This window comes from Streptomyces sp. NPDC007872 (assembly GCF_042868165.1).
Lineage (GTDB): Bacteria > Actinomycetota > Actinomycetes > Streptomycetales > Streptomycetaceae > Streptomyces.
Map to the genome: position 1 here is coordinate 391,619 of NZ_JBIAEA010000002.1, position 25,535 is coordinate 417,153.

18 protein-coding genes are annotated in these 25,535 nt (G+C 73.5%); 17 read left to right on the forward strand and 1 reads right to left on the reverse strand.

Features of this window, described 5'->3' with window-relative positions:
- The first annotated feature begins 19 nt into the window (after positions 1–19).
- From ACFYNX_RS06910 to galE, 11 genes are all read left to right on the forward strand, one after another.
- Positions 20–1,948 carry a TIGR03960 family B12-binding radical SAM protein gene (locus tag ACFYNX_RS06910; RefSeq protein ID WP_388658481.1) on the forward strand — a complete coding sequence of 643 codons (1,929 nt, stop codon included), beginning with the start codon at positions 20–22 and terminating at the stop codon, positions 1,946–1,948.
- A gap of 65 nt (positions 1,949–2,013) precedes the next feature.
- Positions 2,014–3,174 (forward strand): hypothetical protein, encoded by a 1,161-nt coding sequence (locus tag ACFYNX_RS06915; protein ID WP_388658484.1) that lies wholly within the window; start codon positions 2,014–2,016, stop codon positions 3,172–3,174.
- Between the two features lie 123 nt (positions 3,175–3,297).
- Positions 3,298–4,089 carry a TIGR03936 family radical SAM-associated protein gene (locus ACFYNX_RS06920; RefSeq protein ID WP_125656649.1) on the forward strand — a complete coding sequence of 264 codons (792 nt, stop codon included), beginning with the start codon at positions 3,298–3,300 and terminating at the stop codon, positions 4,087–4,089.
- 233 nt (positions 4,090–4,322) lie between these two features.
- Positions 4,323–8,258 (forward strand): Rne/Rng family ribonuclease, encoded by a 3,936-nt coding sequence (locus tag ACFYNX_RS06925; RefSeq protein ID WP_388658487.1) that lies wholly within the window; start codon positions 4,323–4,325, stop codon positions 8,256–8,258.
- A 260-nt stretch (positions 8,259–8,518) separates the two neighbouring features.
- On the forward strand, positions 8,519–8,839 hold the full coding sequence (rplU, locus tag ACFYNX_RS06930; RefSeq protein WP_018487143.1) for a 50S ribosomal protein L21: 321 nt from the start codon (positions 8,519–8,521) through the stop codon (positions 8,837–8,839).
- A 13-nt stretch (positions 8,840–8,852) separates the two neighbouring features.
- Positions 8,853–9,107, forward strand: a complete 255-nt coding sequence (gene rpmA / locus ACFYNX_RS06935) for a 50S ribosomal protein L27 (protein ID WP_010041940.1) — start codon at positions 8,853–8,855, stop codon at positions 9,105–9,107.
- Positions 9,108–9,213: 106 nt separating this feature from the next.
- Positions 9,214–10,653 carry a GTPase ObgE gene (obgE, locus tag ACFYNX_RS06940; RefSeq protein WP_365538241.1) on the forward strand — a complete coding sequence of 480 codons (1,440 nt, stop codon included), beginning with the start codon at positions 9,214–9,216 and terminating at the stop codon, positions 10,651–10,653.
- A gap of 275 nt (positions 10,654–10,928) precedes the next feature.
- Positions 10,929–12,566, forward strand: a complete 1,638-nt coding sequence (locus tag ACFYNX_RS06945; RefSeq protein WP_388658491.1) for a glycosyltransferase — start codon at positions 10,929–10,931, stop codon at positions 12,564–12,566.
- A 203-nt stretch (positions 12,567–12,769) separates the two neighbouring features.
- Positions 12,770–15,553 carry a CDP-glycerol glycerophosphotransferase family protein gene (locus ACFYNX_RS06950; protein ID WP_388658494.1) on the forward strand — a complete coding sequence of 928 codons (2,784 nt, stop codon included), beginning with the start codon at positions 12,770–12,772 and terminating at the stop codon, positions 15,551–15,553.
- Complete coding sequence (locus tag ACFYNX_RS06955; protein WP_365538233.1) at positions 15,546–16,703, forward strand: glycosyltransferase; 1,158 nt, start codon at positions 15,546–15,548, stop codon at positions 16,701–16,703. Before ACFYNX_RS06950 ends, ACFYNX_RS06955 begins: the two co-directional genes overlap by 8 nt.
- Positions 16,704–16,825: 122 nt before the next feature.
- Complete coding sequence (gene galE, locus ACFYNX_RS06960) at positions 16,826–17,818, forward strand: UDP-glucose 4-epimerase GalE (RefSeq protein ID WP_388658498.1); 993 nt, start codon at positions 16,826–16,828, stop codon at positions 17,816–17,818.
- Positions 17,819–17,938: 120 nt separating this feature from the next.
- On the opposite strand, the gene ACFYNX_RS06965 is transcribed toward galE, so the two are convergent.
- Positions 17,939–19,546, reverse strand: coding sequence for a DUF6056 family protein (locus ACFYNX_RS06965; RefSeq protein ID WP_388658501.1), 1,608 nt, complete (start codon positions 19,544–19,546; stop codon positions 17,939–17,941).
- A 250-nt stretch (positions 19,547–19,796) separates the two neighbouring features.
- Between ACFYNX_RS06965 and ACFYNX_RS06970 the strand changes: the two genes are divergently transcribed.
- From ACFYNX_RS06970 to ACFYNX_RS06995, 6 genes are all read left to right on the forward strand, one after another.
- Positions 19,797–20,792: a glycosyltransferase family 2 protein gene (locus tag ACFYNX_RS06970; RefSeq protein ID WP_388658504.1), complete on the forward strand. Its 996-nt coding sequence runs from the start codon at positions 19,797–19,799 to the stop codon at positions 20,790–20,792.
- The gene (locus ACFYNX_RS06975; protein ID WP_388658507.1) at positions 20,792–21,358 is read left to right on the forward strand and encodes a GtrA family protein; all 567 of its coding nucleotides are present in this window, start codon (positions 20,792–20,794) and stop codon (positions 21,356–21,358) included. The genes ACFYNX_RS06970 and ACFYNX_RS06975 overlap by 1 nt, the downstream gene beginning before the upstream one ends.
- 124 nt (positions 21,359–21,482) lie before the next feature.
- Entirely contained in the window at positions 21,483–22,586 is a 1,104-nt protein-coding gene (proB, locus tag ACFYNX_RS06980; protein ID WP_365538982.1) for a glutamate 5-kinase, read from the forward strand.
- 194 nt (positions 22,587–22,780) lie between these two features.
- Positions 22,781–23,302, forward strand: coding sequence for a hypothetical protein (locus tag ACFYNX_RS06985; RefSeq protein ID WP_125656680.1), 522 nt, complete (start codon positions 22,781–22,783; stop codon positions 23,300–23,302).
- Positions 23,303–23,489: 187 nt separating this feature from the next.
- Positions 23,490–24,773 carry a glutamate-5-semialdehyde dehydrogenase gene (locus ACFYNX_RS06990; protein ID WP_365538221.1) on the forward strand — a complete coding sequence of 428 codons (1,284 nt, stop codon included), beginning with the start codon at positions 23,490–23,492 and terminating at the stop codon, positions 24,771–24,773.
- Between the two features lie 120 nt (positions 24,774–24,893).
- A complete protein-coding gene (locus ACFYNX_RS06995; RefSeq protein WP_365538219.1) occupies positions 24,894–25,454 on the forward strand; it encodes a hypothetical protein in 561 nt (186 codons plus the stop codon).
- The last annotated feature ends 81 nt before the right edge of the window (positions 25,455–25,535 follow it).

Below are 25,535 nucleotides of genomic sequence, written 5' to 3' on the forward strand. Positions count from 1 at the left end.
CCGCTCACGAAGGTTCGAGATGTCTGCTGCCGAGTCTGTCTTCCCGCAGCTCGAAGCCCTGCTCCCGCACGTGCAGAAGCCGATCCAGTACGTCGGCGGAGAGCTGAACTCCACGGTCAAGCCCTGGGACGAGTGCGACGTCCGCTGGGCGCTGATGTACCCGGACGCGTACGAGGTCGGTCTGCCCAACCAGGGCGTCATGATCCTCTACGAGGTGCTGAACGAGCGCGAGGGCGTCCTCGCCGAGCGCACCTACAGCGTGTGGCCGGACCTCGAAGAGCTGATGCGCGAGCACGGGGTCCCGCAGTTCACGGTCGACAGCCACCGCCCGGTGGGCGCCTTCGACGTGTTCGGCCTGTCCTTCTCCACGGAGCTGGGCTACACCAACATGCTCACCGCGCTCGACCTCGCGGGCATCCCGCTGGAGGCGAAGGACCGCACCGTCGACCACCCCATCGTGCTCGCCGGCGGCCACGCCGCCTTCAACCCCGAGCCGATCGCGGACTTCATCGACGCGGCGGTCATCGGCGACGGCGAGCAGGCCGTCCTCGACATGACCGGGATCATCCGCGCCTGGAAGGCGGAGGGCAGGCCGGGCGGCCGCGAAGAGGTCCTCTTCCGCCTCGCGCGGACCGGGAACGTCTACATCCCGCGCTTCTACGACGTCGAGTACCTCCCGGACGGCCGCATCGGCCGCGTCGTGCCCAACCGGTCCGGCGTGCCGTGGCGCGTCTCCAAGCACACCGTCATGGACCTCGACGAGTGGCCCTACCCCAAGCAGCCCCTCGTCCCGCTCGCGGAGACCGTCCACGAGCGCATGTCCGTCGAGATCTTCCGCGGCTGCACCCGCGGCTGCCGCTTCTGCCAGGCCGGCATGATCACGCGCCCCGTGCGGGAGCGAAGCATCACCGGCATCGGCGAGATGGTCGAGAAGGGCCTCAAGGCGACGGGCTTCGAGGAGGTCGGCCTCCTCTCCCTCTCCTCGGCGGACCACACCGAGATCGGCGAGATCGCCAAGGGCCTCGCGGACCGCTACACCGAGGACAAGGTGGGCCTGTCCCTCCCCTCGACCCGCGTGGACGCCTTCAACGTCGACCTGGCCAACGAACTGACCAGGAACGGACGCCGCTCCGGCCTCACCTTCGCCCCCGAGGGCGGCTCCGAGCGCATGCGCAAGGTCATCAACAAGATGGTCTCGGAGGAGGACCTCATCCGGACCGTCTCCACCGCGTACGGCAACGGCTGGCGCCAGGTGAAGCTGTACTTCATGTGCGGCCTGCCGACGGAGACCGACGAGGACGTCCTCCAGATCGCCGACATGGCGATGAACGTGATCGCCGAGGGCCGCAAGGTCTCCGGCCAGAACGACATCCGCTGCACCGTCTCCATCGGCGGCTTCGTGCCCAAGCCGCACACCCCCTTCCAGTGGGCCCCGCAGCTCTCGGCCGAGGAGACGGACGAGCGCCTGCGCAAGCTCCGCGACAAGATCCGCGGCGACAAGAAGTACGGGCGCTCGATCGGCTTCCGCTACCACGACGGCAAGCCCGGCATCGTCGAGGGCCTCCTCTCGCGCGGCGACCGCCGCCTCGGCTCCGTCATCCGCGCCGTGTACGAGGACGGCGGCCGCTTCGACGGCTGGCGCGAGCACTTCTCGTACGACCGCTGGATGGCCTGCGCCGAGAAGACGCTCCCCGAGTACGGCGTGGACGTCGCCTGGTACACCACCCGCGAGCGCACCTACGAGGAGGTCCTGCCCTGGGACCACCTGGACTCCGGCCTCGACAAGGACTGGCTCTGGGAGGACTGGCAGGACGCCCTCGACGAGACCGAGGTCGAGGACTGCCGCTGGACGCCGTGCTTCGACTGCGGCGTGTGCCCGCAGATGGACACGCACATCCAGATCGGCCCCACCGGCAAGAAGCTCCTGCCGCTGACGGTCGTCAAGTAGGTCGTCCGGACGACGGCCCGGCGTGAGGGATGAACCCTCCGCCGGGCCGTCGCGTCATGTTCGGCATGAGCATGGAACACCCGACGCCACCTGCGCTGATCCGCGTTCCCGTCCGGATCGTCGTGCTCGTCGCCGTCCTGCCGGTCCGCGTGGCCTGGGACGTCCTCACCGCCACGGGCCGCCTCCTCGACCGCGCCCTGCTCCGCCCCGCGGGCCGCGCCCTGGAGTGGTTCCTCGAACGCGCGGTGGTCCTCCCCGCACGATGGCTGTACCGGTCGGTCCTCACCCCGGCGGGCCGGGGCCTGGCGTGGCTGCTGAGGGCGGTGCTCGTGTGGCCGTGGGTGGGGCTGTGGCGGTACGTGGTGGTGCCGGTCGCCCGGTACGGGGTCGCCGTCCCCGCCGTGTGGCTCCACCGCCGGGTCCTCTCCCCGCTCGGCACCGGCTGCCTCTTCCTCCTGGAGAAGCTGCTCCTCGTTCCCCTCGTCGCGCTCTTCCGGTACGTCCTGGTCCCCCTGCTCCGGTACGGGATCGCCGTCCCCGCCGGCTGGCTCGACCGGCACGTGCTCACCCCGCTGGGGCACGGCCTGGCACGGTTCTTCCGGCGGGTCGGACGGGGGCTCGGGTGGTTCCTCCCCCGGCTGGGCCAGGCGGTGTTCGTGTGGCCGTGGGCCGGGCTCTGGCGGTACGTGGTCGCGCCCGTCGCCCGGTACGGGATCGCCGTCCCCGTCCTCTGGCTCTGGAAGCGGGTCCTCGTGCCCGTCGCACGGGAGGTGCGGGACGCGCTCGGCCTGTGCTGGCGGGTCGCCGGGTTCGTGTCGCGGGCCGTCGGACGCGCGCTCAAGTGGCTCGCGTGGAACCTGCTCGGACGGCCCCTGGTCCGGGTGTGGCGGGGGCTCCGGTGGTGCGGCCGGAACCTCGTCGCGCGGCCCGTCGCCCGGGCCTGGGCGTCCGTCGTGCGGCCGGCCGGGCGCTGGTTCCGCGACGAGGTCTGGGCCCCGGCCCGCAGGACCGCCGCCGAGGCGGGACGCGCCGCGCGGGAGGCGCTCGCCTCGGCCCGCGCCACCCTCCGGGAGGCCCGCGGGGACGCCTGGCGCGCCCTCGTCGGCGCGGCCCGGCCGGTCGAGCCCCGGGAACCTGCGGCGGCCCGTGCGCGTACTCTGGGTAGTACAACGAACGTCTCCGGCGCGGTGCCCGCCCCCGAGATCTCCCTGCGGAAGCGGGGGTGAACCGGGCGGACCCCCCGAGACGACCCGTACAGCTCGTGGACGGCGCACGCCCGTGCCGCCCCGCAACGAGGAGAAGAACCACTGGGCAAGCGACAGCCCGAAGGCCCGCCGCCCGCACCGGCGGTGCAGCGCATCCGACTGCGCTACACCAAGCGCGGCCGCCTCCGGTTCACCAGCCACCGTGACTTCCAGCGCGCCTTCGAGCGCGCCCTGCGCCGTGCCGAGGTGCCCATGGCGTACTCGGCCGGCTTCACCCCCCACCCCAAGGTGTCGTACGCCAACGCCGCCCCGACGGGCACGGGTTCCGAGGCCGAATACCTGGAGATCGCCCTCACCGAGGCGCGCGACCCGGAGACCCTGCGGGCCCTGCTCGACGAGTCCCTCCCGGCCGGCCTCGACGTCACCGACGCCGTCGAGGCCCGCACCTCGGGCCTCGCCGACCGGCTCACCGCCTCCGTCTGGGAGCTGCGCCTCGAAGGCGTCGCCCCCGAGGCGGCGGAGAAGGCCGTCGAGGCGTTTCTCGCGGCCGAGACCGTGGAAGTACAGCGCAAGACGAAGAACGGCGTCCGCACCTTCGACACCCGTTCCGCGGTCACCGAGCTGACGGCCGTCCGTCCCCAGGGCGAACCCCGGGAAGATGGGCCGCTGGACAGCGCCTGTGCGATACTGCGGCTGGTTGTTCGGCACGTGACACCTGCCGTGCGACCCGACGACGTCCTGTCCGGTCTCCGAGCCGTGGCCGACCTGGCGCCGCCGGTCCCCGCCGCGGTGACCAGGCTGGCGCAGGGGCTCTTCGACGAGGAGTCCGGCACGGTGACCGACCCGCTCGCGCCCGACCGCGAGGCAGTCACGGCCGCTTCACCCACGGCCGCCGCGACCGCCCCGGCGACGGCGCCGGGTACGGGCACCGCGTAGGGAGCGGTCGTCGCAGCGCAGCCCTGGTACTCGGGAGCCACCTGGGTCGGGCCGCGCACTGACCAGAAGACTTTCGCCAGGCCGTCCGCACAGGGCGTACGGAACCGGCGAGCCAGACATACAGCTCCCGTGCGGCGCCCGCGCCCCGGACGGCGGCACCTCGCCACAGGCGTGACCGTGCCGCCGGACCGGAACCAGGCGCGGCGCCCGGGAGCGTGACGGGAGAACCCCGCATGCCCGAGTCCAACGAAGACACCAACGCCCCCGGTGACAAGCTGCCGCCGCGCCGCAGGCGCCGCGCCGCCTCCCGCCCCGCCGGTCCGCCGGTGACGGGCGAGACCACCGGAACCCCGGCCGCCGACACGCCCGAGCCCGCCGCCACCGCGCCGGTCGCCGAGGCCGCGTCCGAGGCCGCTCCGGCCGAGACCGAGGCCGCGCCGCACACCCGCCGCCGCGCCACCCGCAAGGCGACCGCGCCGGCCGCGGAGACGGCGGAGACCGCCGCTCCCGCCGCCGAGCAGCCGGTCGCGGAGGCCGCGCCCGAGGCCGTCGAGGAGGCCCCCGAGGCCGCTCCGGCGCGCCCGACCCGCCGCCGCGCCACCCGCAAGGCGACCGCGCCGGTGACCTCCCCGGCCCCGGCCGACGAGACCGCCGCGCCGGTGAGCGCCGCTCCCGCCGCCGAGCAGCCGGTCGCGGAGGCCGCGCCCGAGGCCGTCGAGGAGGCGCCCGAGGCCACCCCGCCGGCCCGTACGCGCCGCCGTGCCACCCGCAAGGCCACCGCTCCGGCCGGTGCGCCCGCCGCCGAGGAGACCGCCGCGCCCGCCGCCGAGCCGGTCGCCGAGGCCGCGCCCGAGGCCGCCCCGGTCGAGACCGAGGCCGCGCCCGCGCCGCGTACCCGCCGCCGTGCCACCCGCAAGGCCACCGCTCCGGCCGGTGCGCCCGCCGCCGCCGAGGAGACCGCCGCGCCCGCCGCCGGCGAGTCGCTGCCCGAGGCCGCCGTCGCGCAGATCGCCGCCGACGAGGCCGAGGTCGCCGCCGCCGAGACCGCCGCCACGCGCGGCCGAGGCCGCCGCCGCGTCACCTCGCCGCAGTTCACCTCCGAGCCGGCTCCGGCCCGCGAGCCGCGCCGCGCCGCGCGCCCCGCCGTCGCCGTCTTCCAGGCCCCGGTCTTCGCCGAGCCGATGTTCCAGACCCCGGAGACGGCCGCCGCGGCCGCCGCCTCCGCACCCGCGGAGCCCGAGGCCGAGGAGACCGACGAGACGGAGGAGACCGTCGAGACGGTCGAGGCCGTGGAGACCCCCGAGCCCGCCGAGCGGACCGAGGCCGGCTCCCGCCGCCGTCGCCGCCGCCGCGGCGAGCCCGTCGCTGTCGAGCCCGTCGCCGTCGAGCCCGTCCCGGCCACCGTCGCCGACGAGCCCGAGGTCGAGGCCGCCGCCGACGCGCTCGAAGAGGCCGAGGAGGCCGAGGAGACGGACGAGTACGAGGACCGTCCCTCCCGCCGCCGTCGCCGGGGCGGCCGTCGCCGCCGTCGCGGTGAGCTCGCCGAGGTCGAGGAGACCGAGGACGGCGAGGAGCCGCACGCCGAGGACGAGTCCGAGGAGACCGAGGACGGCGAGGACGAGACCGAGGAGGCCGAGGGCCTCGCCGGCGGCTCCAGCAGCTCCCGCCGCCGTCGCCGTCGCCGCCGTCGCAGCGGGGACGCCTCCGCCGACGGCGAGGCGGGCGACGAGGACGGCGTCCGTACGGTCGTCAAGGTCCGCGAGCCCCGCCCGGCCCGCGAGAAGGCCGAGCCCGGCACCGGCGCCGACGAGGTCCAGTCCATCAAGGGCTCGACCCGCCTGGAGGCCAAGAAGCAGCGCCGCCGCGAAGGCCGCGAGCAGGGCCGCCGCCGCGTCCCGATCATCACCGAGGCGGAGTTCCTCGCCCGCCGCGAGGCCGTCGAGCGCGTCATGGTCGTCCGCCAGAACGGCGAGCGCACCCAGATCGGCGTCCTGGAAGACAACGTGCTCGTCGAGCACTACGTCAACAAGGAGCAGGCCACCTCGTACGTCGGCAACGTCTACCTGGGCAAGGTCCAGAACGTCCTGCCGTCCATGGAGGCCGCCTTCGTCGACATCGGCAAGGGCCGCAACGCCGTCCTGTACGCCGGCGAGGTCAACTTCGAGGCGCTCGGCATGGGCCACGGCCCGCGCCGCATCGAGACCGCCCTCAAGTCCGGCCAGTCGGTCCTCGTGCAGGTCACCAAGGACCCGATCGGCCACAAGGGCGCCCGTCTGACCAGCCAGGTCTCCCTGCCGGGCCGCTACCTCGTGTACGTGCCCGAGGGCTCGATGACCGGCATCAGCCGCAAGCTCCCCGACACCGAGCGCGCGCGCCTGAAGACCATCCTCAAGAAGATCGTCCCCGAGGACGCGGGCGTCATCGTGCGCACCGCCGCCGAGGGCGCGAGCGAGGACGAGCTGCGCCGCGACGTCGAGCGCCTCCAGGCGCAGTGGGAGGACATCCAGAAGAAGGCGAAGAGCGGCAACGCCCCGACGCTGCTCTACGGCGAGCCGGACATGACCGTCCGGGTCGTCCGCGACATCTTCAACGAGGACTTCTCCAAGGTCATCGTCAGCGGCGACGACGCGTGGGAGACCATCCACGGGTACGTGAGCCACGTGGCCCCGGACCTGACCGACCGCCTGTCCAAGTGGACGAGCGAGGTCGACGTCTTCGCGACGTACCGGATCGACGAGCAGCTCATGAAGGCGCTCGACCGCAAGGTCTGGCTGCCGTCCGGCGGCTCACTCGTGATCGACAAGACCGAGGCGATGATCGTCGTCGACGTCAACACCGGCAAGTTCACCGGCCAGGGCGGCAACCTGGAGGAGACCGTCACCAGGAACAACCTGGAGGCGGCCGAGGAGATCGTGCGGCAGCTCCGCCTGCGCGACCTGGGCGGCATCGTCGTCATCGACTTCATCGACATGGTCCTGGAGTCCAACCGCGACCTGGTGCTGCGCCGCCTCCTGGAGTGCCTGGGCCGGGACCGGACCAAGCACCAGGTGGCCGAGGTCACCTCGCTCGGCCTGGTCCAGATGACCCGCAAGCGGGTCGGCCAGGGCCTCCTGGAGTCCTTCTCCGAGACCTGCGTCCACTGCAACGGGCGCGGCGTCATCGTCCACATGGAGCAGCCGACCACCTCCGGCGGCGGTGGCGGCGGCAAGCGCGCGAAGAAGCGCGGCCGCGGCGGCGACGGGCACGGCCACGAGCACGAGCACGCCGAGGTCGTGGAGACCGGTGCCGAGGACGCGGCCCACGAGGTCGAGACCGAGGCCGAGGTCGCTGCGGAGCTGGCCGCCCCGGTGGCCGTGCCGGTGCCGATCGCCCCGGACGAGGAGCTGTACGGCTCCGTCGCCGAGGCGGAGGCGGCCGCCACGCGCGGCCGTGGTCGCCGTCGCGCGACCCGCAGGGTGACCGCCCCGGTCGCCTCGACGCCCGTCGCTCCGACGCCGGTCGCCCCGGCTCCCGTCGTGGAGACCGAGACCGAGACCGAGGCCGTCGTGGTCGAGCCGGTGACCGGGCCGGCCGCCGGCCCCGAGGCCGTCGAGCCCGCGCCCGCTCCCGTGGTGGAGACCGAGGCCGTCGTCGAGGAGCCCGCCGCCCCGGCCCCGCGCGGCCGTCGCCGTGCCACCCGCCGGGCGACCTCCCCGGTCGTCTCGACCACGGAGCCGGCCGAGCCGGTCACCGTCGTGGAGACCGCCGCCGAGACCGTCGTGGAGCCGGAGCCCGTGGTGGAGCCCGAGGCCGTCGCGGCCGAGGAGTCCGCCCCGGAGGCCGCCGCCGGGCCCGCCGTCGAGGAGGCCCCTGCGGCCGCCCCGCCGCGCGCCCGCCGCCGGGTGGTCCGCAAGGCCACCGCCCCCGCCGGTTCGCCCGCGGGCGCCGAGGAGGCCGCCGTCGTCGTGGTCGCCGCGGCCCCGGCCGCCGAGGAGCCCGAGGCCGAGGCCGAGCCCGCCCCCGCCAAGAAGACGGCGGCGCGCAAGACCACGGCGAAGAAGGCCACGGCCAAGAAGGCCGCCACCAAGAAGACGGCGGCGACCAAGAAGACCGCGGCGAAGAAGACGACCGCCAAGAAGACCACGGCCAAGAAGGCGGCCGAGAAGACCGCCTCCCCGGCCCAGGACTGACCGGCGGGCGCGGGCCGCCCCCCTCCGTACGCGACGTGCGGGGAGGGGCGGCCCGCGCCGTCCCGGGCGGATTTGACCCCCCGCGTCGGCCGCCCGTAACCTAGACCGTCGGTGCGTCTGTCGACGCACCGCACCTCTGAGCACCTCCCTCCCGCCCGTCGGGAGAGGCCGCTCGTCCGATTCCGGAACGCCGCGGACCCCCGGGTCCGTGCGAGCGGCTGGCTTCAGAGGTTTCGATCCCGAGTGAGAGAGAGATCCGCGTGTACGCCATCGTGCGCAGCGGTGGTCGCCAGCACAAGGTTGCTGTCGGCGACATCGTTGAGGTTGACAAGATTTCCACCGCCAAGGTTGGCGACACGGTCGAGCTCTCGACCCTGCTCGTTGTCGACGGCGACGCCGTGACCAGCGACCCGTGGGTCCTGGACGGCATCAAGGTCACGGCCGAGGTCGTGGACCACCACAAGGGCGCCAAGATCGACATCCTGCGCTACAAGAACAAGACCGGCTACCGCCGTCGCCAGGGTCACCGCCAGCAGTACACGGCGATCAAGGTCACCGGTATCCCCGCGGCTGCGAAGTAAGAGGGACTGAGACATGGCACACAAGAAGGGCGCATCGTCCACCCGGAACGGGCGCGACTCCAATGCCCAGCGGCTCGGCGTGAAGCGCTTCGGCGGTCAGGTCGTCAACGCGGGTGAGATCCTGGTCCGCCAGCGCGGCACCCACTTCCACCCCGGCGCGGGCGTCGGCCGTGGCGGCGACGACACGCTGTTCGCCCTGCAGGCCGGTTCGGTGCAGTTCGGCACCCACCGTGGCCGCAAGGTCGTGAACATCGTTCCGGTCGCCTGATCGGATCTTTCGCGGAGGCGGACCTCACTTCCCGGCAAGGGAAGCGGGTCCGCCTTTCGCGTGTTACTAGATAGACATTCCGTACGTAATAAATGGAGGCACCACCATGACCACCTTCGTGGACCGCGTCGAGCTGCACGTCGCCGCGGGTAACGGAGGCCACGGCTGCGCCTCCGTCCATCGCGAGAAGTTCAAGCCGCTCGGCGGGCCCGACGGCGGCAACGGCGGCCGCGGCGGCGACGTGATCCTGGTCGTCGACCAGTCGGTCACCACCCTCCTCGAGTACCACCACTCCCCGCACCGCAAGGCCACCAACGGCCAGCCCGGCGCCGGCGACAACCGCTCCGGCAAGGACGGCCAGGACCTGGTCCTGACCGTGCCCGACGGCACCGTCGTCCTCGACAAGCAGGGCAACGTCCTCGCGGACCTGGTCGGCCAGGGCACCACCTTCGTCGCGGGCCAGGGCGGCCGCGGCGGCCTCGGCAACGCGGCGCTGTCCTCCGCGCGCCGCAAGGCCCCCGGCTTCGCGCTCCTCGGCGAGCCCGGCGAGGCGCGGGACATCGTCCTGGAGCTCAAGACCGTCGCCGACGTGGCCCTCGTCGGCTACCCGAGCGCCGGCAAGTCCTCGCTGATCTCCGTCCTGTCGGCCGCCAAGCCGAAGATCGCGGACTACCCCTTCACCACCCTCGTCCCGAACCTGGGCGTCGTCACGGCCGGCTCGACCGTCTACACCATCGCCGACGTCCCCGGCCTGATCCCGGGCGCCAGCCAGGGCCGCGGCCTGGGCCTGGAGTTCCTCCGCCACGTGGAGCGCTGCTCGGTCCTCGTCCACGTCCTGGACACGGCGACCCTGGAGTCCGACCGCGACCCGGTCTCCGACCTCGACGTCATCGAGGAGGAGCTGAGGCAGTACGGCGGCCTCGACGACCGGCCCCGGATCGTCGTCCTCAACAAGATCGACATCCCGGACGGCCAGGACCTCGCGGACATGATCCGCCCGGACCTGGAGCGGCGCGGCTACCAGGTGTACGAGGTCTCCGCCGTGGCCCGCACCGGTCTCAAGGAGCTCTCCTACGCCCTCGCCGGCATCATCGCCGAGGCGCGCGCCGCCAAGCCGAAGGAGGAGGCGACCCGGATCGTCATCCGCCCGAAGGCCGTCGACGACACGGGCTTCACGGTCACGTACGACGAGACCGAGGAGGTCTACCGGGTGCGCGGCGAGAAGCCGGAGCGCTGGGTCCGCCAGACCGACTTCAACAACGACGAGGCCGTGGGCTACCTGGCCGACCGCCTCAACCGCCTCGGCGTCGAGGACGCGCTGATGAAGGCGGGCGCCCGCGCGGGCGACGGCGTCGCGATCGGCGCCGAGGACAACGCGGTCGTCTTCGACTGGGAGCCCAGCATGATGGCCGGCGCCGAGATGCTCGGCCGCCGCGGCGAGGACCACCGCCTGGAGGCCCCGCGCCCGGCCGCGCAGCGCCGCCGGGACCGGGACGCCGAGCGCGACGACCCGCAGCGCGAGTTCGACGAGTTCAATCCGTTCTAGGCGAGTTCGATCCGTTCTGGACGAGTTCAACCCGTTCTGACGGTCCCCCGGCGAGCAGCCCCGGGGACCGGGCGCCACGGCCGCCCCCGGGACCCCGGGGGCGGCCGAGCCGTTTCCGTGCCGGGTGCCGGGTGCCGGGTGCCGGGTGCCGGGTGCCGGGTGCCGGGTGCCGGGTGCCGGGTGCCGGGTGCCGGGTGCCGGGTGCCGGGTGCCGGGTGTGGAGACCGGTCCCGGGGCCCCGCCGGACGCGCCGGGGGCTCCCGTACGATTCACGGGTGAGTGAGACCCCCCGGCAGCAGGACCGCGCCCGTGTCAGCGTCGTCGTCATCGCCTACAACGACGCGGCCCACGTCGGCGACGCGATCCGCTCCGCCCTCGCGCAGGGCGACGCGGTCGGCGAGGTCGTCGTCGTCGACGACGCCTCGGGGGACGGCACCCCCGGCGTGCTCGCCGGGTTCGCCGACGAGCCGCGGGTGCGACCGCTGATCCGTGAGGACAACAGCGGCGGCTGCGGCACCCCCCGCAACGACGGCGTCGACGCCGCCGTCCACCCGTACGTCCTCTTCCTGGACAGCGACGACCTGCTGCTGCCCGGCGCCGTCGACGGCCTGCTCGCCGTCGCCACCGAGCGGCACGCGGACGTCGTCGCCGGCGTCTGCGTGCGGCGCGAGCTCCCCGAGGGCCGCGAGACCGTCTGGGCCCCCTCGCTGTACGACGTCTCCCGGGGCGCCACCCTCCCCGGCACCGTCCTCGACGGCATCGGGGACCACCCCGAGTTCGTCCTCGACACCCTCTCCGTCAACAAGCTCTACCGGCGCGACTTCCTCGTCCGGCACGCGATCCGCTTCCCCGACGGGGCCTTCCACTACGAGGACTTCGTCTTCAGCGCCCGCGTCCAGGCCGCCGAACCCCGGCTCGCCGTCACCGACGTGCCCGTGTACGTCTGGCACGTGCGGCGGCAGGCCGCGACCCTGTCGATCTCGCTGCGCCGCGCCTCGCTCGCGAACTGGGAGCACCGGATCGCCGCGCACGCCGCCGTCGTCGAGGTGTTCCGCGCGGCGGCCCGGCCCGCCCTCGCCCTCGCCGCGCAGACGAAGTTCCTCGACTACGACCTCCCCATGTACCTGCGCGAGCTGCCGCAGCGGACCGACGCCTACCGGGCCGGCTGGTGGACGGCGACCCGCGCCCACCTCGCCGGGTTCGACGCCGCCGCGGTCGCCGCCGCCGGGGCGCCGTCCCGCTGGCTGCACGCCGCCCTCACGGCGCTCCCCGCCGTGCCCGCGGGGCGGGAGCTGAACCGGTTCGTCGAGCTGGCGGCCCCCCGGCCCCGGCTCGTCCCCCCGTACCCGACCGCCGGGGACGGCACCCCGGTCCTCGCCGCCGCCCCCGCCGACGTGCCCCTGGACGGGCTCGCGGAGCTGGCGCCCGCCGGGCTGCCCGTCGCCGTAGACGGCTCGGTGGCCGCCGGCGCGACCACCCGGCTGACCCTGACCGTCCACGACCTGTACGGGCGTGTCGGCGCGCTGCGCCCCACCGCCGTCCGGGCCGTGTTCACCGAACGGCACTCGAACGCCGAGCTGGCGGCCGAGGCGCCGCTGCTGCCGGCGGACGGCACCTGGACCGCGACCGTACGGGTGCCGACCGCGAAGCTGCTCCGCCCGGGGCGGCTCGCCTCCTGGACGCTCCTGGCCGAACTGCGCTACGCCGACGGATCGACGGGAACCGCCGAGGTCAGGGCACCGGAGCGCTTCACCGGCCGGCGCGGCGTGGTCCTCGGGCGGCTGGGCCGGGTGCTGCTCGTCCAGGTCGTGGCCTCGGCGCGGCGGGGGCTCGTCCTCCGGTTCGCGGGAGGCTCGGTGGGAGCCCGCAGCGTGGTCTCCGGGCGGCTCAAGAGGATGTTTGCGATGCGGTGAACGTCACCCGAGGGCCGAGAGATCGGGTATGGAACACTTCCTCCTGCCGGGTAGGCTTTCCGGTCGCTGGGTGACGCTTTCCGCACGTGCGCGGCGACACCCTCCATCCCGGAGCAACAACGCGCCGTCGACCGTGGCGCAGGCAGTGACGCCCGGGCCGAGACCGGGCCCTGGCTGCCGCACGCACTTGTGAGAGGACTTGGATGCCGACTAGCGACGTCCCTGATGTGAGCGTCGTCGTCATCGTCTACAACGATGAGGAACGGCTCCCGCGCGCGGTCCGGTCCCTGCTCGACCAGACCCTGAACAACCTCGAAGTGATCATCGCCGACGACTGTTCGACCGATGGCACCGAGGGGGTCGCGCGGGCCCTGGAGGCCTCCGACCCGCGCGTGCGCTACGTGCGCCTCGAACAGAACAGCGGCGGCTGCAGCGCCCCCCGCAACCGGGGCATCTCGGTCGCGCGCGCGCCGTACATCATGTTCCTGGACAGCGACGACCAACTGCCGCGGCACGCCTGCAAGAGCCTGCTGCTCGTCGCCGAGGAGACCGGCGTCGACTTCGTCACCGGCGAGGTCACCCGCCTCTTCGAGGAGTCCAACACCACCGGCCTCTGGTACCCGCACCTCTTCACCGAGAAGCGGGTCGTGAACGGCATCGCCGAGCGCCCCGAGTACTTCTTCGACCACCTGTCGACGAACAAGCTCTACCGGACCGCCTTCATCCGGGACAACGCCCTCACCTTCCCCGAGGGCATCCACTACGAGGACCAGCTCTTCTCCGCGCAGGCGTTCTCGCTCGCGGAGACCTTCGCCGTCGTCCCGTGGTCGGTCTACACCTGGCGCCTCGCCCCCGAGAGCGTCTCCATCTCCTCCAGCCGCCACAAGATCCAGAACGTCGCGGACCGCATCGGCGTGGCCCGGCTCATCGACGCGTGGTTCGAGGAGAACGGCCGCTCGGAGCTGCGCGCGGAGAAGGACTACAAGTTCCTCCGCCACGACTTCCGGCTGTACCTGGGCGACCTGCCGTTCCGCGACCTCGAATGGATCGCCGAGTTCGCCGAGGTGGTCAACCCCTACCTGGACGAGATCGCCGCCGACACCTACGCGCGCCTCTCCCGCGAGGAGCGCGTCTGCATCCACCTGCTGCGCACCGGCCGCCTGGAGGAGCTCCGGGTCGCCGCGCGCCAGTTGGGCCGCCCGGCGCTCGCCCCCCGCTTCGTCACCGAGCAGGACGGCGCCACCTACTGGGGCGCCGTCGCCCCGGCCGACGACGCGAGCCGCACCGAGCTGGACATCGGCGAGTGGCACCTGCGCGACCAGGTGCTCGCCACCGGCCGCCTCCGGCACGAGCTCACCTCGGTGTCGATGCGCGGCTCGGTCCTGCGCCTGGAGATCCGCACGTACGACCCCGCCGGCCTGATCACCGAGGACACCACGGCCTCGGTCAAGCTGGCCGCGCACAAGACGCCGCTCTCGGTGCCGCTGGTCCTCCGCCCGGACGGCGAGGGGCAGTACGTCTCCACGGCCGTGCTGGACTTCCAGAAGGTGCCCGTCGGCAAGGTCGGCGTGGCGACCCGCCGCCACCCGGTGGTCTCCCTGGAGCACGACGGCGCCCGCCGCACGGACATCCTCCTCGCCGAGCACGACCAGCCCGAGTTCCGCGCCACCGTCGTCTACCACAAGTTCGGCATCCACCACCTCCGCGTCAGCGCGGAGCAGAAGGGCGCCGGACGTCTCGAAGTGGTCTGGCGGCGGTCCGGCGTCCTCAAGTCCCTGGAGCCGCTCGGCCCCTACGCCCGCAAGGCCAAGGGCAAGGTCGGCAAGGTCCGCAAGATCCTCGTCGGCAACGAGGGCAAGGCCACCGCGTACGACGCCGTGTCCAGGCTGCCGCGCAAGCGCAGCCTCGCCGTCTTCGAGGCGATGGAGGGCCGCGGCTACGCGGACAGCCCGCGCTACATCTACGAGGAGCTGAAGCGCCGCAACCTCCCGATCGACGTGGTCTGGGCGTACTCCGGCGACCGCTCGTCCTTCCCCGAGGACGTCAAGCTCGTCAGGCGCGGCAGCTTCGCCTACGGCCGCGCGCTGGCCCGTGCCGCCTACTGGGTCGACTCGCACAACCTGCCGTACCTGTACCCGAAGCCGAAGGGCACCCGGTACCTGCAGACCTGGCACGGCCAGACCTTCAAGGCGATGGGCTTCGACGTCCCCTCGCTGCGCGGTGCCTCGGAGATCGAGAAGGGGCGCTTCCGCGCCGCCGTGGGCCGCTGGGACGCGCTCGTCTGCCCGAGCGCCGAGTTCGAGCGGACCTTCGTCCCGGCCTTCGAGGTCTCGGCCGACCTGATCCGCTCCGGCTACCCGCGCAACGACGTGCTCGTGCGCTGGGCCGAGCCCGCGCAGCAGGCGCGCGCCGCCGCCGTCCGCGAGGCCCTGCGCATCCCGGCCGACAAGAAGGTCCTCCTCTACGCCCCGACCTTCCGCGACGCGGGCCGCCGCACCGGCCAGTCGGTCCGGGTGGACCTCGAGGCGCTGGCCCCGCGGTTGTCCGACGAGTGGGTCGTCGTCGTGCGCACCCACCCGTACGACCGGTTCACGATCGACCCCGAGCTGGGCCACTTCCTGCGCGACGGCTCGGCCTACGCCGACATCAACGACGTGATGCTGGCCTCGGACGCGGTCCTCACGGACTACTCGTCGCTGATGTTCGACTACGCCAACACCGGCCGCCCGATCCTGCTCTACACGGACGACTACGAGGCGTACAAGGGCGGTGACCGCGGCACGTACTACGACCTCGAGGACATCGCGCCCGGTCCGATGCTGACGACCACCGAGGACCTCGCCGCCGCCGTGCGGGACCTGGAGGGCGTCCAGGAGCGGCACGCGCAGCAGTACGCGCGCTTCCAGGAAATGTTCTGCTCGTACGAGACCGGCCACGCCAGCAAGATGGTGGTCGACGCTTTTTTCGAAGGCGGCACCGATGACTGAGGCCCCCCCTGCCGGCAAGAACGTGTTCTTCGTCGGCATCGACGTGGACTCGATGGGCGGGTCCCAGCGGGTGCTGCACACCCTCGCCCAGGGCATGGGGGAGCGCGGCCACCGGGTCGAGCTGATCGGCATCCGGCCCAGCCCCGAGCCCTTCCCGTACAACGCCACGCGCGCGTACCGGCACACGACGCTCTACCCGGCCCCCGCCGCGCCCAAGCCGCCCGCCCGCACGGTCGGCGACCGGCTGAGCCTGGCGCGGCGCGCCGACGCCCGCCGGGCCCGGGCCGACCGCGACAACGCGCGGGCCGAGATGCAGCGGAAGCTGGCGGCGGTCGAGGACGGCTACATCGTCTTCGGCTCGCCGTGGGCGGTGGACTGGGTGATGCCGCTGGAGTGGCGCCACCTCAAGGGCATCGGGCAGTACCACGAGTCCTTCGCGCAGGCGAAGCGCAGCGCCAACCTGGGGCTGATCCGGCGTCACTACCCGGCGCTCGAGCAGACCCTGGTCCTCTCCGAGGGCGACGCGGTCGAGTTCGTGAACCAGCGCGTGCCGAACGTGCGGGTCATGCCGAACCCGCTGCCGTTCTACCCGGACGAGCCGGCGCCGCTCGACACCCGGAGGATCGGCGCGGTCGGTCGGCTCGACCCGATCAAGCGGTACGACCGGATGATCGAGGCCTTCGCGCAGGCCCACAAGGGCCGCGACGGCTGGGAGCTGCACCTCTTCGGCGAGGGCCCGCTGGAGACCGAGCTGCGGATGAAGGCCGAGGACCTCGGCGTCGCCGAACAGGTCGTCTTCCGGGGCACCGCCAAGGACATGGCCTCCGCCTACCGCGAGCTGTCCGTCGTCGCGCTCAGCAGTGAGCGCGAGGGACGTCCGATGGCGCTGGCCGAGGCCGCCGCCTGCGGCGTGCCGTGCGTGAGCTTCGACGTGTCCGGCGGCGTCCGGGAGCTCGTCGAGGACGGCGTCACCGGCACCCTGGTGCGCCCGGCCGACGTGCCGGGGCTCGCCGTCGCGCTCGGCGAGCTCATGGACGACGCCGAGCTGCGGCAGCGCTACGGCAGCGCCGGCCGCGAGCACGTCGCGCACCTGGCGCTGCCGCACGTCCTGGACCGGTGGGACGCGGCGTTCGAGGAGATCGAGCGCTAGCCGGACCGGTCGTGGAGGCCCCCGCCCGGACCCCGTGTCCGGGCGGGGGCCTCTCCGCGTCCTCCGGGCCCGCCCGCCGCGGATCCCGAGGGGGCCGGGGAGGGGGTGGCTACACTGTCGGAATGACCTGGCTCATCACCGGCGGTGCCGGTTACATCGGTTCCCACGTCGTCAAGGCAATGACCGAGGGCGGCGAGCACGTCGTCGTGGTCGACGACCTCAGCACCGGAAACCCGGCGCGCCTCCCCGAGGGCGTCGTCCTGGAGGAGGGGACGGTCCTGGACCGCGCCTTCCTCGACCGGGTCCTCCGGCAGCACGACGTCAAGGGCATCGTGCACCTGGCCGGCAAGAAGCAGGTCGGCGAGTCGGTCGAGAAGCCGCTGTTCTACTACCACGAGAACGTGACGGGGCTGCAGGTCATCCTCGACGCGGCCGTCGCCGCGGGCGTGAAGAGCTTCCTCTTCTCCTCCTCCGCCTCCGTGTACGGCATGCCCGACGTGGACCTCGTCACCGAGGACACCGAGTGCCTGCCCCTCAGCCCGTACGGCGAGACCAAGCTCGTCGGCGAGTGGATGGCGCGCGCGGCCGGCCGGGCCCACGGCCTGTCCACCGCCTCCCTGCGCTACTTCAACGTGGCGGGCGCGGCGGCCCCCGAGCTGGCCGACACCGGTGTCTTCAACCTGGTGCCGATGGTCTTCGAGCGGCTCGACGCCGGTGAGGCCCCGCGCATCTTCGGCGACGACTACCCGACGCCGGACGGCACCTGCATCCGCGACTACATCCACGTCGCCGACATCGCGGACGCCCACGTGGCGGCCGCCCGGGCGCTCGCCGCGGCCGGCGAGGCGGGCGAGACGGCCACGCTGACCCTGAACATCGGGCGCGGCGAGGGCGTGTCGGTGCGCGAGATGGTGAACCTGATCAACGAGATCACCGGACACGACGTCGAGCCCGTCGTCACCCCGCGCCGCCCCGGCGACCCGGCCCGCGTGGTCGCGTCCGCCGAGCGCATCGGGTCGGAGCTGGGCTGGAAGGCGCAGCACGACGTCCGTTCCATGATCAGCTCCGCCTGGGAGGGCTGGGGCGCGAACCGCGCGGCCCGCGCCGCCGGCTGACGGACCGACGTGAGGAGGGGTGCCCCGGATCTCCCGGGGCACCCCTCCTCCGCGTGCGCGCCCGGCACCCCTCCTCCGCGTGCGCGCCCGGCATCCCTCCTCCGCGTGCGCGTCCGCCCGTCAGGGCCTTCGCGCATCCTCCGGCCGGTGGATGCGGTTCACCCCGTAGTACGTGGCCGCGCACCGCGCCGCCCAGTCCCGCTCGTACGAGGAGGCGAACAGCGGCTCGCTGAGACCGCCGATGAGCAGGGGCCGGTACGCGACGTCCCGGGCGCCCGCCGCGGCCTCGGCCCGGATCCGGACGTCCTGGCGGTCCCAGGCGACGCTCCGCGCCACCGTGCTCGTGGTCAGCGCGTACACCGGCCGCACCAGCGCGGTCGTGCTCCCGACGGCGAGCGCGCCCGCGGCGACCAGCGCGGCGGCCCGGGCGGCGGGGCGCCCGGCGGCCAGGAGCAGCCGCCCGAGCCGGTACCCGCCCCACGTGCCGTACGCGCAGAGGAGGAGCAGCAGGGGGAGGAGGAAGTTCGTCCACGTGCGGCCGAACGTCCAGCCCTCCGGCCCGTAGCCGCTGCGCAGGCCGTACGTGACGCCCAGGCTCGCGAGGGCGAGCAGCGGCAGCGGCAGGAGCGCCACGGGCCACGCCGGCCGACGGGGACGGTCCGCGGGGGCGGGTTCCGCGGCGGGCGTACGGTCGGTCGGCGCGGGCGCGCGGTCCTGGCCCGGCGCGCGGTCCCCGGGCGGGCCGGAGCGGGCGAGGGCCAGACCCAGGAGGACGCCGACGGCGAGGGCGCCCCCGTACGCCCACTGGCCGCCGATCGTCTGCCAGACGCGCCACCAGTCGTGGACCGTCTCCCCCAGCTCCGCGAACGACATCGGTTCCGGCGGGTGCTGGGCGCGCCGCCACCGCGCGCCGGGGGAGGTGTACAGGAGGGCGAGGCCCCCGGCGAGTCCGAGGCAGGCCGCGGCGCACCAGGTGGAGGCGTACCGGTCCCCCGTCCGGCCGAGGCGGGGCAGGCAGACGGTCCCGGCGGCGGCCGCGAACAGGCCGGCCACGATGCTGAACGGCTCGCTGAGCATCCCGCACGCCAGGCCGGTCAGCGCCGCCGTCGCCACGGCGGCGTTCCGGGCCCACGGGCGCCGGGCGCGGGCCGCGAGGACGGCGCCGAGCACGGCCCAGAGGCCGATCACGCCCGGCAGGGTGTGGGAGATGGTGGCCGGGGCCCAGAGCAGCACCTGGTACGCGCGCGTACCGGCGAAGAACACCAGTGCCTCGACGAGCGCCACGGCGGCCACGAGCGGCACCACGAGGGGCCCCGCGCGAAAGCCCAGGGCGCGCAGCACCGCGCGGGCCAGGAGGAGGAGCGCGACGCCGAGGGCGACCACGAGGAGGGCGGGCAGCAGTTTCGGCCCGCGCATGCCGTCGGAGTAGACCAGGCCGGTGAGGAGGGCGTTGGTGACGCGGCCGTTCTGCGTGAGGTAGAAGTCCCGGGTGATCCCGGAGACGCCCATGTCCCGCGCCTTCCAGAGCGCGCACCAGTCGTCGGACGTGGGGCGCACGTAGAGGCCGAGGAAGGCGCCGACCGAGAGCAGCGCCGCCGATCCGGCGGCGACGACGAGCGCGACCCCGCCCAGGGCACGGGGGAGTGCGCTCCTTGCGGCGGCGCCGCCCTCCGCTCCGTCCCCCGGCGTGCCTACCTCGCCGCGCTCCGAGATGGTCGTCCTGCTCACCGGTGATCGTTCCCCCTGGCCGAGGTCACCCCCGGTCGCCCCAACGAGTGACCAGCGGGTGAAAAGGTCGCGTATACCAATATGTTGCCCCCATGCTTTGCTGCATGGACGACATGCCGACCGGGGGCGGCCACGCGCAGGACGCCGGTCGGCCACCGCCACCTCGTACCTTGGCCGCGCTGCTCGAAGACGAGTTCGGTGGTGGTCCTTCAGGACGTACGCTTGCCCATCCCACTGGAGTGACCGTTCCATGACCAGGCTTTCCGTCGTCGTCCCCTGCTTCAACGAGGAGGACGTCGTCGAGCGGTTCGACGCCCGGATGCGCCAGGTGCTCGACGCCCTCCCGGTCGGCTACGAGATCTGCTACGTGGACGACGGCAGCTCCGACGGAACCCTCGGCAAGCTGCGCGAGATCGCCGCCCGGCACCCGCAGCGCACCCAGTACGCCTCCTTCAGCCGCAACTTCGGCAAGGAGGCCGCCATGCTCGCGGGCCTGCGCAAGTCCACCGGCGACGCCGTGGTCATCATGGACGCCGACCTCCAGCACCCGCCCGAGCTGCTCGGACGCATGCTGGACCTCTACCACCAGGGCCACGACCAGGTGATGGCGCGGCGCACCCGCGACGGCGACAAGAGGCTCCGCAGCGCCCTCAGCCGCTTCTACTACCGGGCCGTCAACCGCTGGGTGGACGTGGAACTCACCGACGGCGTCGGCGACTTCCGGCTGCTCTCCCGCCCCGCCGTCGACGCACTGCTCTCGCTCCCCGAGTACAACCGCTTCTCCAAGGGCCTGTTCTCCTGGATCGGCTTCGACACCGTCACCTTCGACTACCGGAACGCCGCGCGCGAGGGCGGCGAGACGAAGTGGCGGTTCAGCTCCCTGCTCAACTACGGCATGGACGGGCTGATCTCCTTCAACAACCGTCCGCTGCGCATCGCCCTCTGGCTCGGCATGATGCTGACCGGTCTCGCCGCCGTCTACGCGGTCTGGGTGACCGTCGCCGCCCTCTCCCAGGGCGTCACCGCCCCCGGATACGTCACCCTGGTCGCGATCATCGTGGGCCTCGGGGGTGTGCAGATGGTGATGCTGGGGCTGATCGGCGAGTACATCGGCCGCATCTACTACGAGACCAAGCGCCGCCCGCACTTCCTCGTGAAGGAGACCCACCGCTCCTTCGGCCGCTCGGCCGCCGAACGCGCCGCCGCCGAACGCGTCCGCGTCGCCACCACCGAGCGGGAGCGCTGATGGGGGCGGGGGGCGACGGGGGGAGCGGCCCCGCCGGGCGGGGACGGGAACGTGGGCAGGGGCAGGGGCAGGAGGAAGGGGAGCAGAGGCAGGGGGAGCAGGAGCAGGTACGTGCGCGGGGGCGGCGGGCGCGGCTCGCGGAGATCTTCCGCTTCGCCCTCGTCGGCGGGGTCAACACCGGGACGTTCTTCGGCTGTTACCTGCTCCTCCACCCGTGGATGCCGTACTTCGCCGCGTACTCCCTCGCCTTCCTCCTCAGCATGGTCGGCTCCTTCTTCCTCAACACCTACTTCACCTACCGCACCCGCCCCACCTGGAAGAAGTTCGCCCTCTTCCCCCTCACCAACGTCACCAACTACCTGGTGCAGAGCGTCGGCCTGTACGCGCTCGTCACCTGGGCCGGAATGGACGACAGGATCGCGCCACTCGTGGCGGCCGTCGTCGCGATCCCCTTCACCTATCTGATCTCCCAGCGGATCCTGGTGCCCCGCGGCACCGGCCGGGGCCCGGGTGCGGCCGGTCCAGGGAGCGAAACCGACGAGCGGCAGCCCTCCCGGCTCGCGTAGATTGCCTGGCAGCCGCGGCGCCGAGCGCGCGGCGGGCAGGAACGGCCGAGTGAGGACGACGCAGGTGACGACGCAGGTGACGGGTCAGACGGACGGGTCGGGGCGGTACGGGTCGAGGCAGTACGTGACGGAGGCCCGCAGGATCGTCGTCAAGGTCGGCTCCTCCTCCCTCACCACCGCCTCCGGAGGCCTCGACGCCGACCGGGTCGACGCCCTGGTCGACGTGCTCGCCAAGGTCCGCAGCGGAGGGGAGAAGGAGGTCGTCCTCGTCTCCTCCGGCGCCATCGCCGCGGGCCTCGCCCCGCTGGGCCTCACCCGCCGCCCCAAGGACCTCGCCCGCCAGCAGGCCGCCGCCAGCGTCGGCCAGGGCCTGCTCGTGGCCCGCTACACCGCCTCCTTCGCCCGCTACGGCGTCCGCGTCGGCCAGGTCCTCCTGACCACCGACGACACCAGCCGGCGCGCCCACTACCGCAACGCGTACCGGACCCTCGACCAGCTCCTCACCATGGGCGCGCTGCCGGTCGTCAACGAGAACGACACCGTCGCCACCGACGAGATCCGCTTCGGCGACAACGACCGGCTCGCCGCCCTCGTCGCCCACCTCGTCCGCGCCGACCTGCTCGTGCTGCTCTCCGACGTCGACGGCCTCTACGACGGCGACCCGTCCAAGCCCGGCACGTCGAGGATCGCCGAGGTCACAGGGCCCGAGGACATCGCCCACGTCGAGATCGGCTCGGCCGGCAAGGCGGGCGTCGGCACCGGCGGCATGGTCACCAAGGTCGAGGCGGCCCGGATCGCCGCCGCCGCCGGCATCCCCGTCGTCCTCACCTCCGCGAGCCGCGCCGCCGACGCCCTCACCGGCCGGGACACCGGCACGTACTTCCACCGCACCGGCCGCCGTTCCGCCGACCGGCTCCTCTGGCTCGCCCACGCCTCCACCCCGCAGGGCTCCCTCACCCTCGACGACGGGGCCGTCCGTGCCGTCGTCGAGGGCAAGAAGTCCCTGCTCGCAGCCGGTCTCGCGGGCGTCGAGGGCGACTTCGTGGCCGGTGACCCGGTCGAGCTGCGCGACACCGCGGGCCGGGCCGTCGCCCGCGGCCTCGTCAACTTCGACGCCAAGGAGATCCCCCGGATGCTCGGCCGCTCCACCCACGAGCTCGCCAGGGAGCTGGGCCCCGAGTACGAGCGCGAGATCGTCCACCGCGACGACCTCGTCGTCATCGGCTGACCCGGCGCCGACCGCAGGGTGCGGACCGTACGCCATCCGTCGAACGCCGTCCGCCGAAACGGCTGAAACTGCGGCCATCCGGAAGGGACGTTCCCCAAAACCGCCCCACGTGCCGCCTCGGACTGGTCAACTTTGTCTCGGGGGTACGAGCAAGGCGGGGTACAGCACCACACGCATCACACAGGAGGCCGCCGGTGAGACGAGCGCGCCCAGGGGCGCCGCCCCGTGGGACTGCCGAACGCGCCCTGACCAGTGTCGAGGCCGGAGCCGACTTCGACGAGGCACGGGACAGGTCCACGGACAGGAAGACCGAGACCACCACCGACACACGTGAGGCACGCGAGACGCGCGAGGCACGCGCCGAGGAACGGCCCGTGTCCAAGCTCTGGCACATCACGCTCAGCGTGTCGGGCGTGGAGTCGCCGCTGAAGGAGGTGCGCCGGGGGCTCGAACAGTTGGCCCACGACCATCCCTTCCTGCTGACCAGCCGCTACGCCAACGACCACGCCGAGATCCGGTACTGGGAGGAGGCCCGCGACCTGCACGACGCGGCGGCCGTCGCCCTGCGCCTGTGGGGCGAACACCGGCAGACCGCCAAGCTGCCTCCCTGGGAGATCGTGGGTCTGGAGGTCATCGACCGCGAGACCTACCACCAGCGGATCGCGGAGGGCTACGGCCCGCCGCCCGCCGCCCCGGTCGGCGTCCACCCCTATTGAGGGGCGGAACCTCCGACGGGGGCGCCGGGGGCGCCTTCGGGAGCACTCCCCGGGACGTGCCCGGGAGTGCGTTCCGGAGCACGTCCCGGGGCGCGTCCGAGGGGCCGTTCCGGGGCGCGTCCAGGGACACGTCTCGGAGTGCGGGATACGTGAGGGATGTCCGCAGGGGTGCCAGTACCCTGCGGGCATGACCTCGCTCACGCCCCTCGACAACCTCTCCCCGGTCACCCGGGCCGCCTATCGGGCCCGTGGCGCCGCCGCCGAAATCGCGCCACTCCCGCGCGCGGTCAAGGACGAGGCCCTCCTCGCGATCGCGGACGCCCTCGAAGTGCGCACCGCCGAGATCGTCGAGGCCAACGCCGTGGACATCGCCAAGGCCCGGGAGGCCGGGACCAGCGAGGCCATCGTCGACCGCCTCACCCTCACCCCGGAGCGCGTCCGGGCCATCGCCGCCGACGTCCGCGACGTCGCCGCGCTGCCCGACCCCGTCGGCGAGGTCGTCCGCGGCTCGACCCTCCCCAACGGCATCGACCTGCGCCAGGTCCGCGTCCCCCTCGGCGTCGTCGGCATCATCTACGAGGCCCGCCCGAACGTCACCGTCGACGCCGCCGCCCTCTGCCTCAAGTCCGGCAACGCCGTCCTCCTCCGCGGCTCCTCCTCCGCGTACGCCTCCAACAACGCCCTGGTGACCGTCCTGCGCGACGCCGTCGGGGGCGCCGGCCTGCCCGCCGACGCCGTCCAGCTCGTCCCCGGCGAGTCCCGCGAGTCGGTCCGCGAGCTGATGCGCGCCCGCGGCCTCGTCGACGTCCTCATCCCGCGCGGCGGCGCCTCCCTGATCAAGACCGTCGTCGAGGAGTCCACCGTCCCGGTCATCGAGACCGGCACCGGCAACTGCCACGTCTACGTCGACGCCGAGACCGACCTCGACATGGCCGTGGACGTTCTGATCAACTCCAAGGCCCACCGGGTCAGCGTCTGCAACGCCGCCGAGACCCTCCTCGTCCACCAGGACGTCGCCGAGGCCTTCCTGCCCCGGGCCCTCGACGCCCTCGCCGAGGCCGGCGTCACCGTCCACGCCGACGAGCGGACCCTCGCCCTCGCCGAGGGCACCAAGGCCACCGTCGTCCCGGCCACCACGGAGGACTGGGAGACCGAGTACCTCTCGTACGACATCGCCGCCGCCGTCGTCGACTCCCTCGACAAGGCCGTGGAGCACATCCGGACGTGGTCCTCCGGCCACACCGAGGCGATCGTCACCACCTCGCAGGCCGCGGCCCGCCGCTTCACCCGACTGGTCGACTCCACCACGGTCACCGTGAACGCCTCCACCCGCTTCACGGACGGCGGCCAGTTCGGCTTCGGCGCCGAGATCGGCATCTCCACCCAGAAGCTGCACGCCAGGGGCCCCATGGGCCTTCCCGAGCTGACCTCGACCAAGTACATCGTCACCGGCGACGGCCACGTGCGGTGACACCTCCTCGCGGTCCTTCCCGTACGGGGCGGGTTTCCGCCCCGTACGGGCTTTCGGTACGGGCGGGGAGGGTTCGCACTCTCCCTGCCCAAAACCCCCTTCCGGGTCTACTCTGAATCCGTGCCGGACGACGTGGGGGGCAGGCCGTTCCAGAACGGCGGAGACCCCGAGGACTCTGTCGACCGCGGAGGCGCTGACGAGGTCCACGCCGCCGTGGTCTTCGACGAGGAGTTCGTCCGGGCCGCCACCGTCCACGAGCCGACCGCGGTCGAGCGGCTCCTCGCCGCCGCCCAGGCCCGTGCCGAGGCCGAGGCGGCCCGCGCCCGCGCGGGCGGCGGACCGGCCGACGACGACCCCTACGGGGACGGCCACGGCCCGCTGGGCCTCACCTACGAACCCGACGACATCGGCGACGACGACAGCCCCTACGGCCCCCACGGCGGCGCCCTGCGCCCCTACCGGGGCAGCGCCCGCTGGCATCGGCCCGTCGCCTGGGTCCTCGCCCTCGTCATGGGGGTCGGCATGGTCGCCCTGGCCTTCAGCGCCGTCTACCGGGGCGCCTCCGCCAACCGCCAGGACCAGATCCCGCCGCCGGCCACCACCGGGGTCGACGCGCCGCCCCCGAACCCGGCCCCGCCCGCGGCCCACGCCCCCGCCGTACGCTCCGCGTCCCCCGGATAGCCCCACCGGCTCCTCCGGACCCGCGCGGGGTCCCGGGCAGGCCCCGGGGCGCGGCTGCGGGGCCCCGTCGCGCCCCGCCCA

Coding starts and splice junctions, on each gene's coding strand:
- ACFYNX_RS06915 (WP_388658484.1), top strand. CDS start 2,014: ATGAGCATGGAACACCCGACGCCACCTGCGCTGATCCGCGTTCCCGTC.
- rpmA (WP_010041940.1), top strand. CDS start 8,853: ATGGCACACAAGAAGGGCGCATCGTCCACCCGGAACGGGCGCGACTCC.
- ACFYNX_RS06910 (WP_388658481.1), top strand. CDS start 20: ATGTCTGCTGCCGAGTCTGTCTTCCCGCAGCTCGAAGCCCTGCTCCCG.
- ACFYNX_RS06950 (WP_388658494.1), top strand. CDS start 12,770: ATGCCGACTAGCGACGTCCCTGATGTGAGCGTCGTCGTCATCGTCTAC.
- ACFYNX_RS06975 (WP_388658507.1), top strand. CDS start 20,792: ATGGGGGCGGGGGGCGACGGGGGGAGCGGCCCCGCCGGGCGGGGACGG.
- ACFYNX_RS06970 (WP_388658504.1), top strand. CDS start 19,797: ATGACCAGGCTTTCCGTCGTCGTCCCCTGCTTCAACGAGGAGGACGTC.
- ACFYNX_RS06990 (WP_365538221.1), top strand. CDS start 23,490: ATGACCTCGCTCACGCCCCTCGACAACCTCTCCCCGGTCACCCGGGCC.
- ACFYNX_RS06925 (WP_388658487.1), top strand. CDS start 4,323: ATGCCCGAGTCCAACGAAGACACCAACGCCCCCGGTGACAAGCTGCCG.
- obgE (WP_365538241.1), top strand. CDS start 9,214: ATGACCACCTTCGTGGACCGCGTCGAGCTGCACGTCGCCGCGGGTAAC.
- galE (WP_388658498.1), top strand. CDS start 16,826: ATGACCTGGCTCATCACCGGCGGTGCCGGTTACATCGGTTCCCACGTC.
- ACFYNX_RS06955 (WP_365538233.1), top strand. CDS start 15,546: ATGACTGAGGCCCCCCCTGCCGGCAAGAACGTGTTCTTCGTCGGCATC.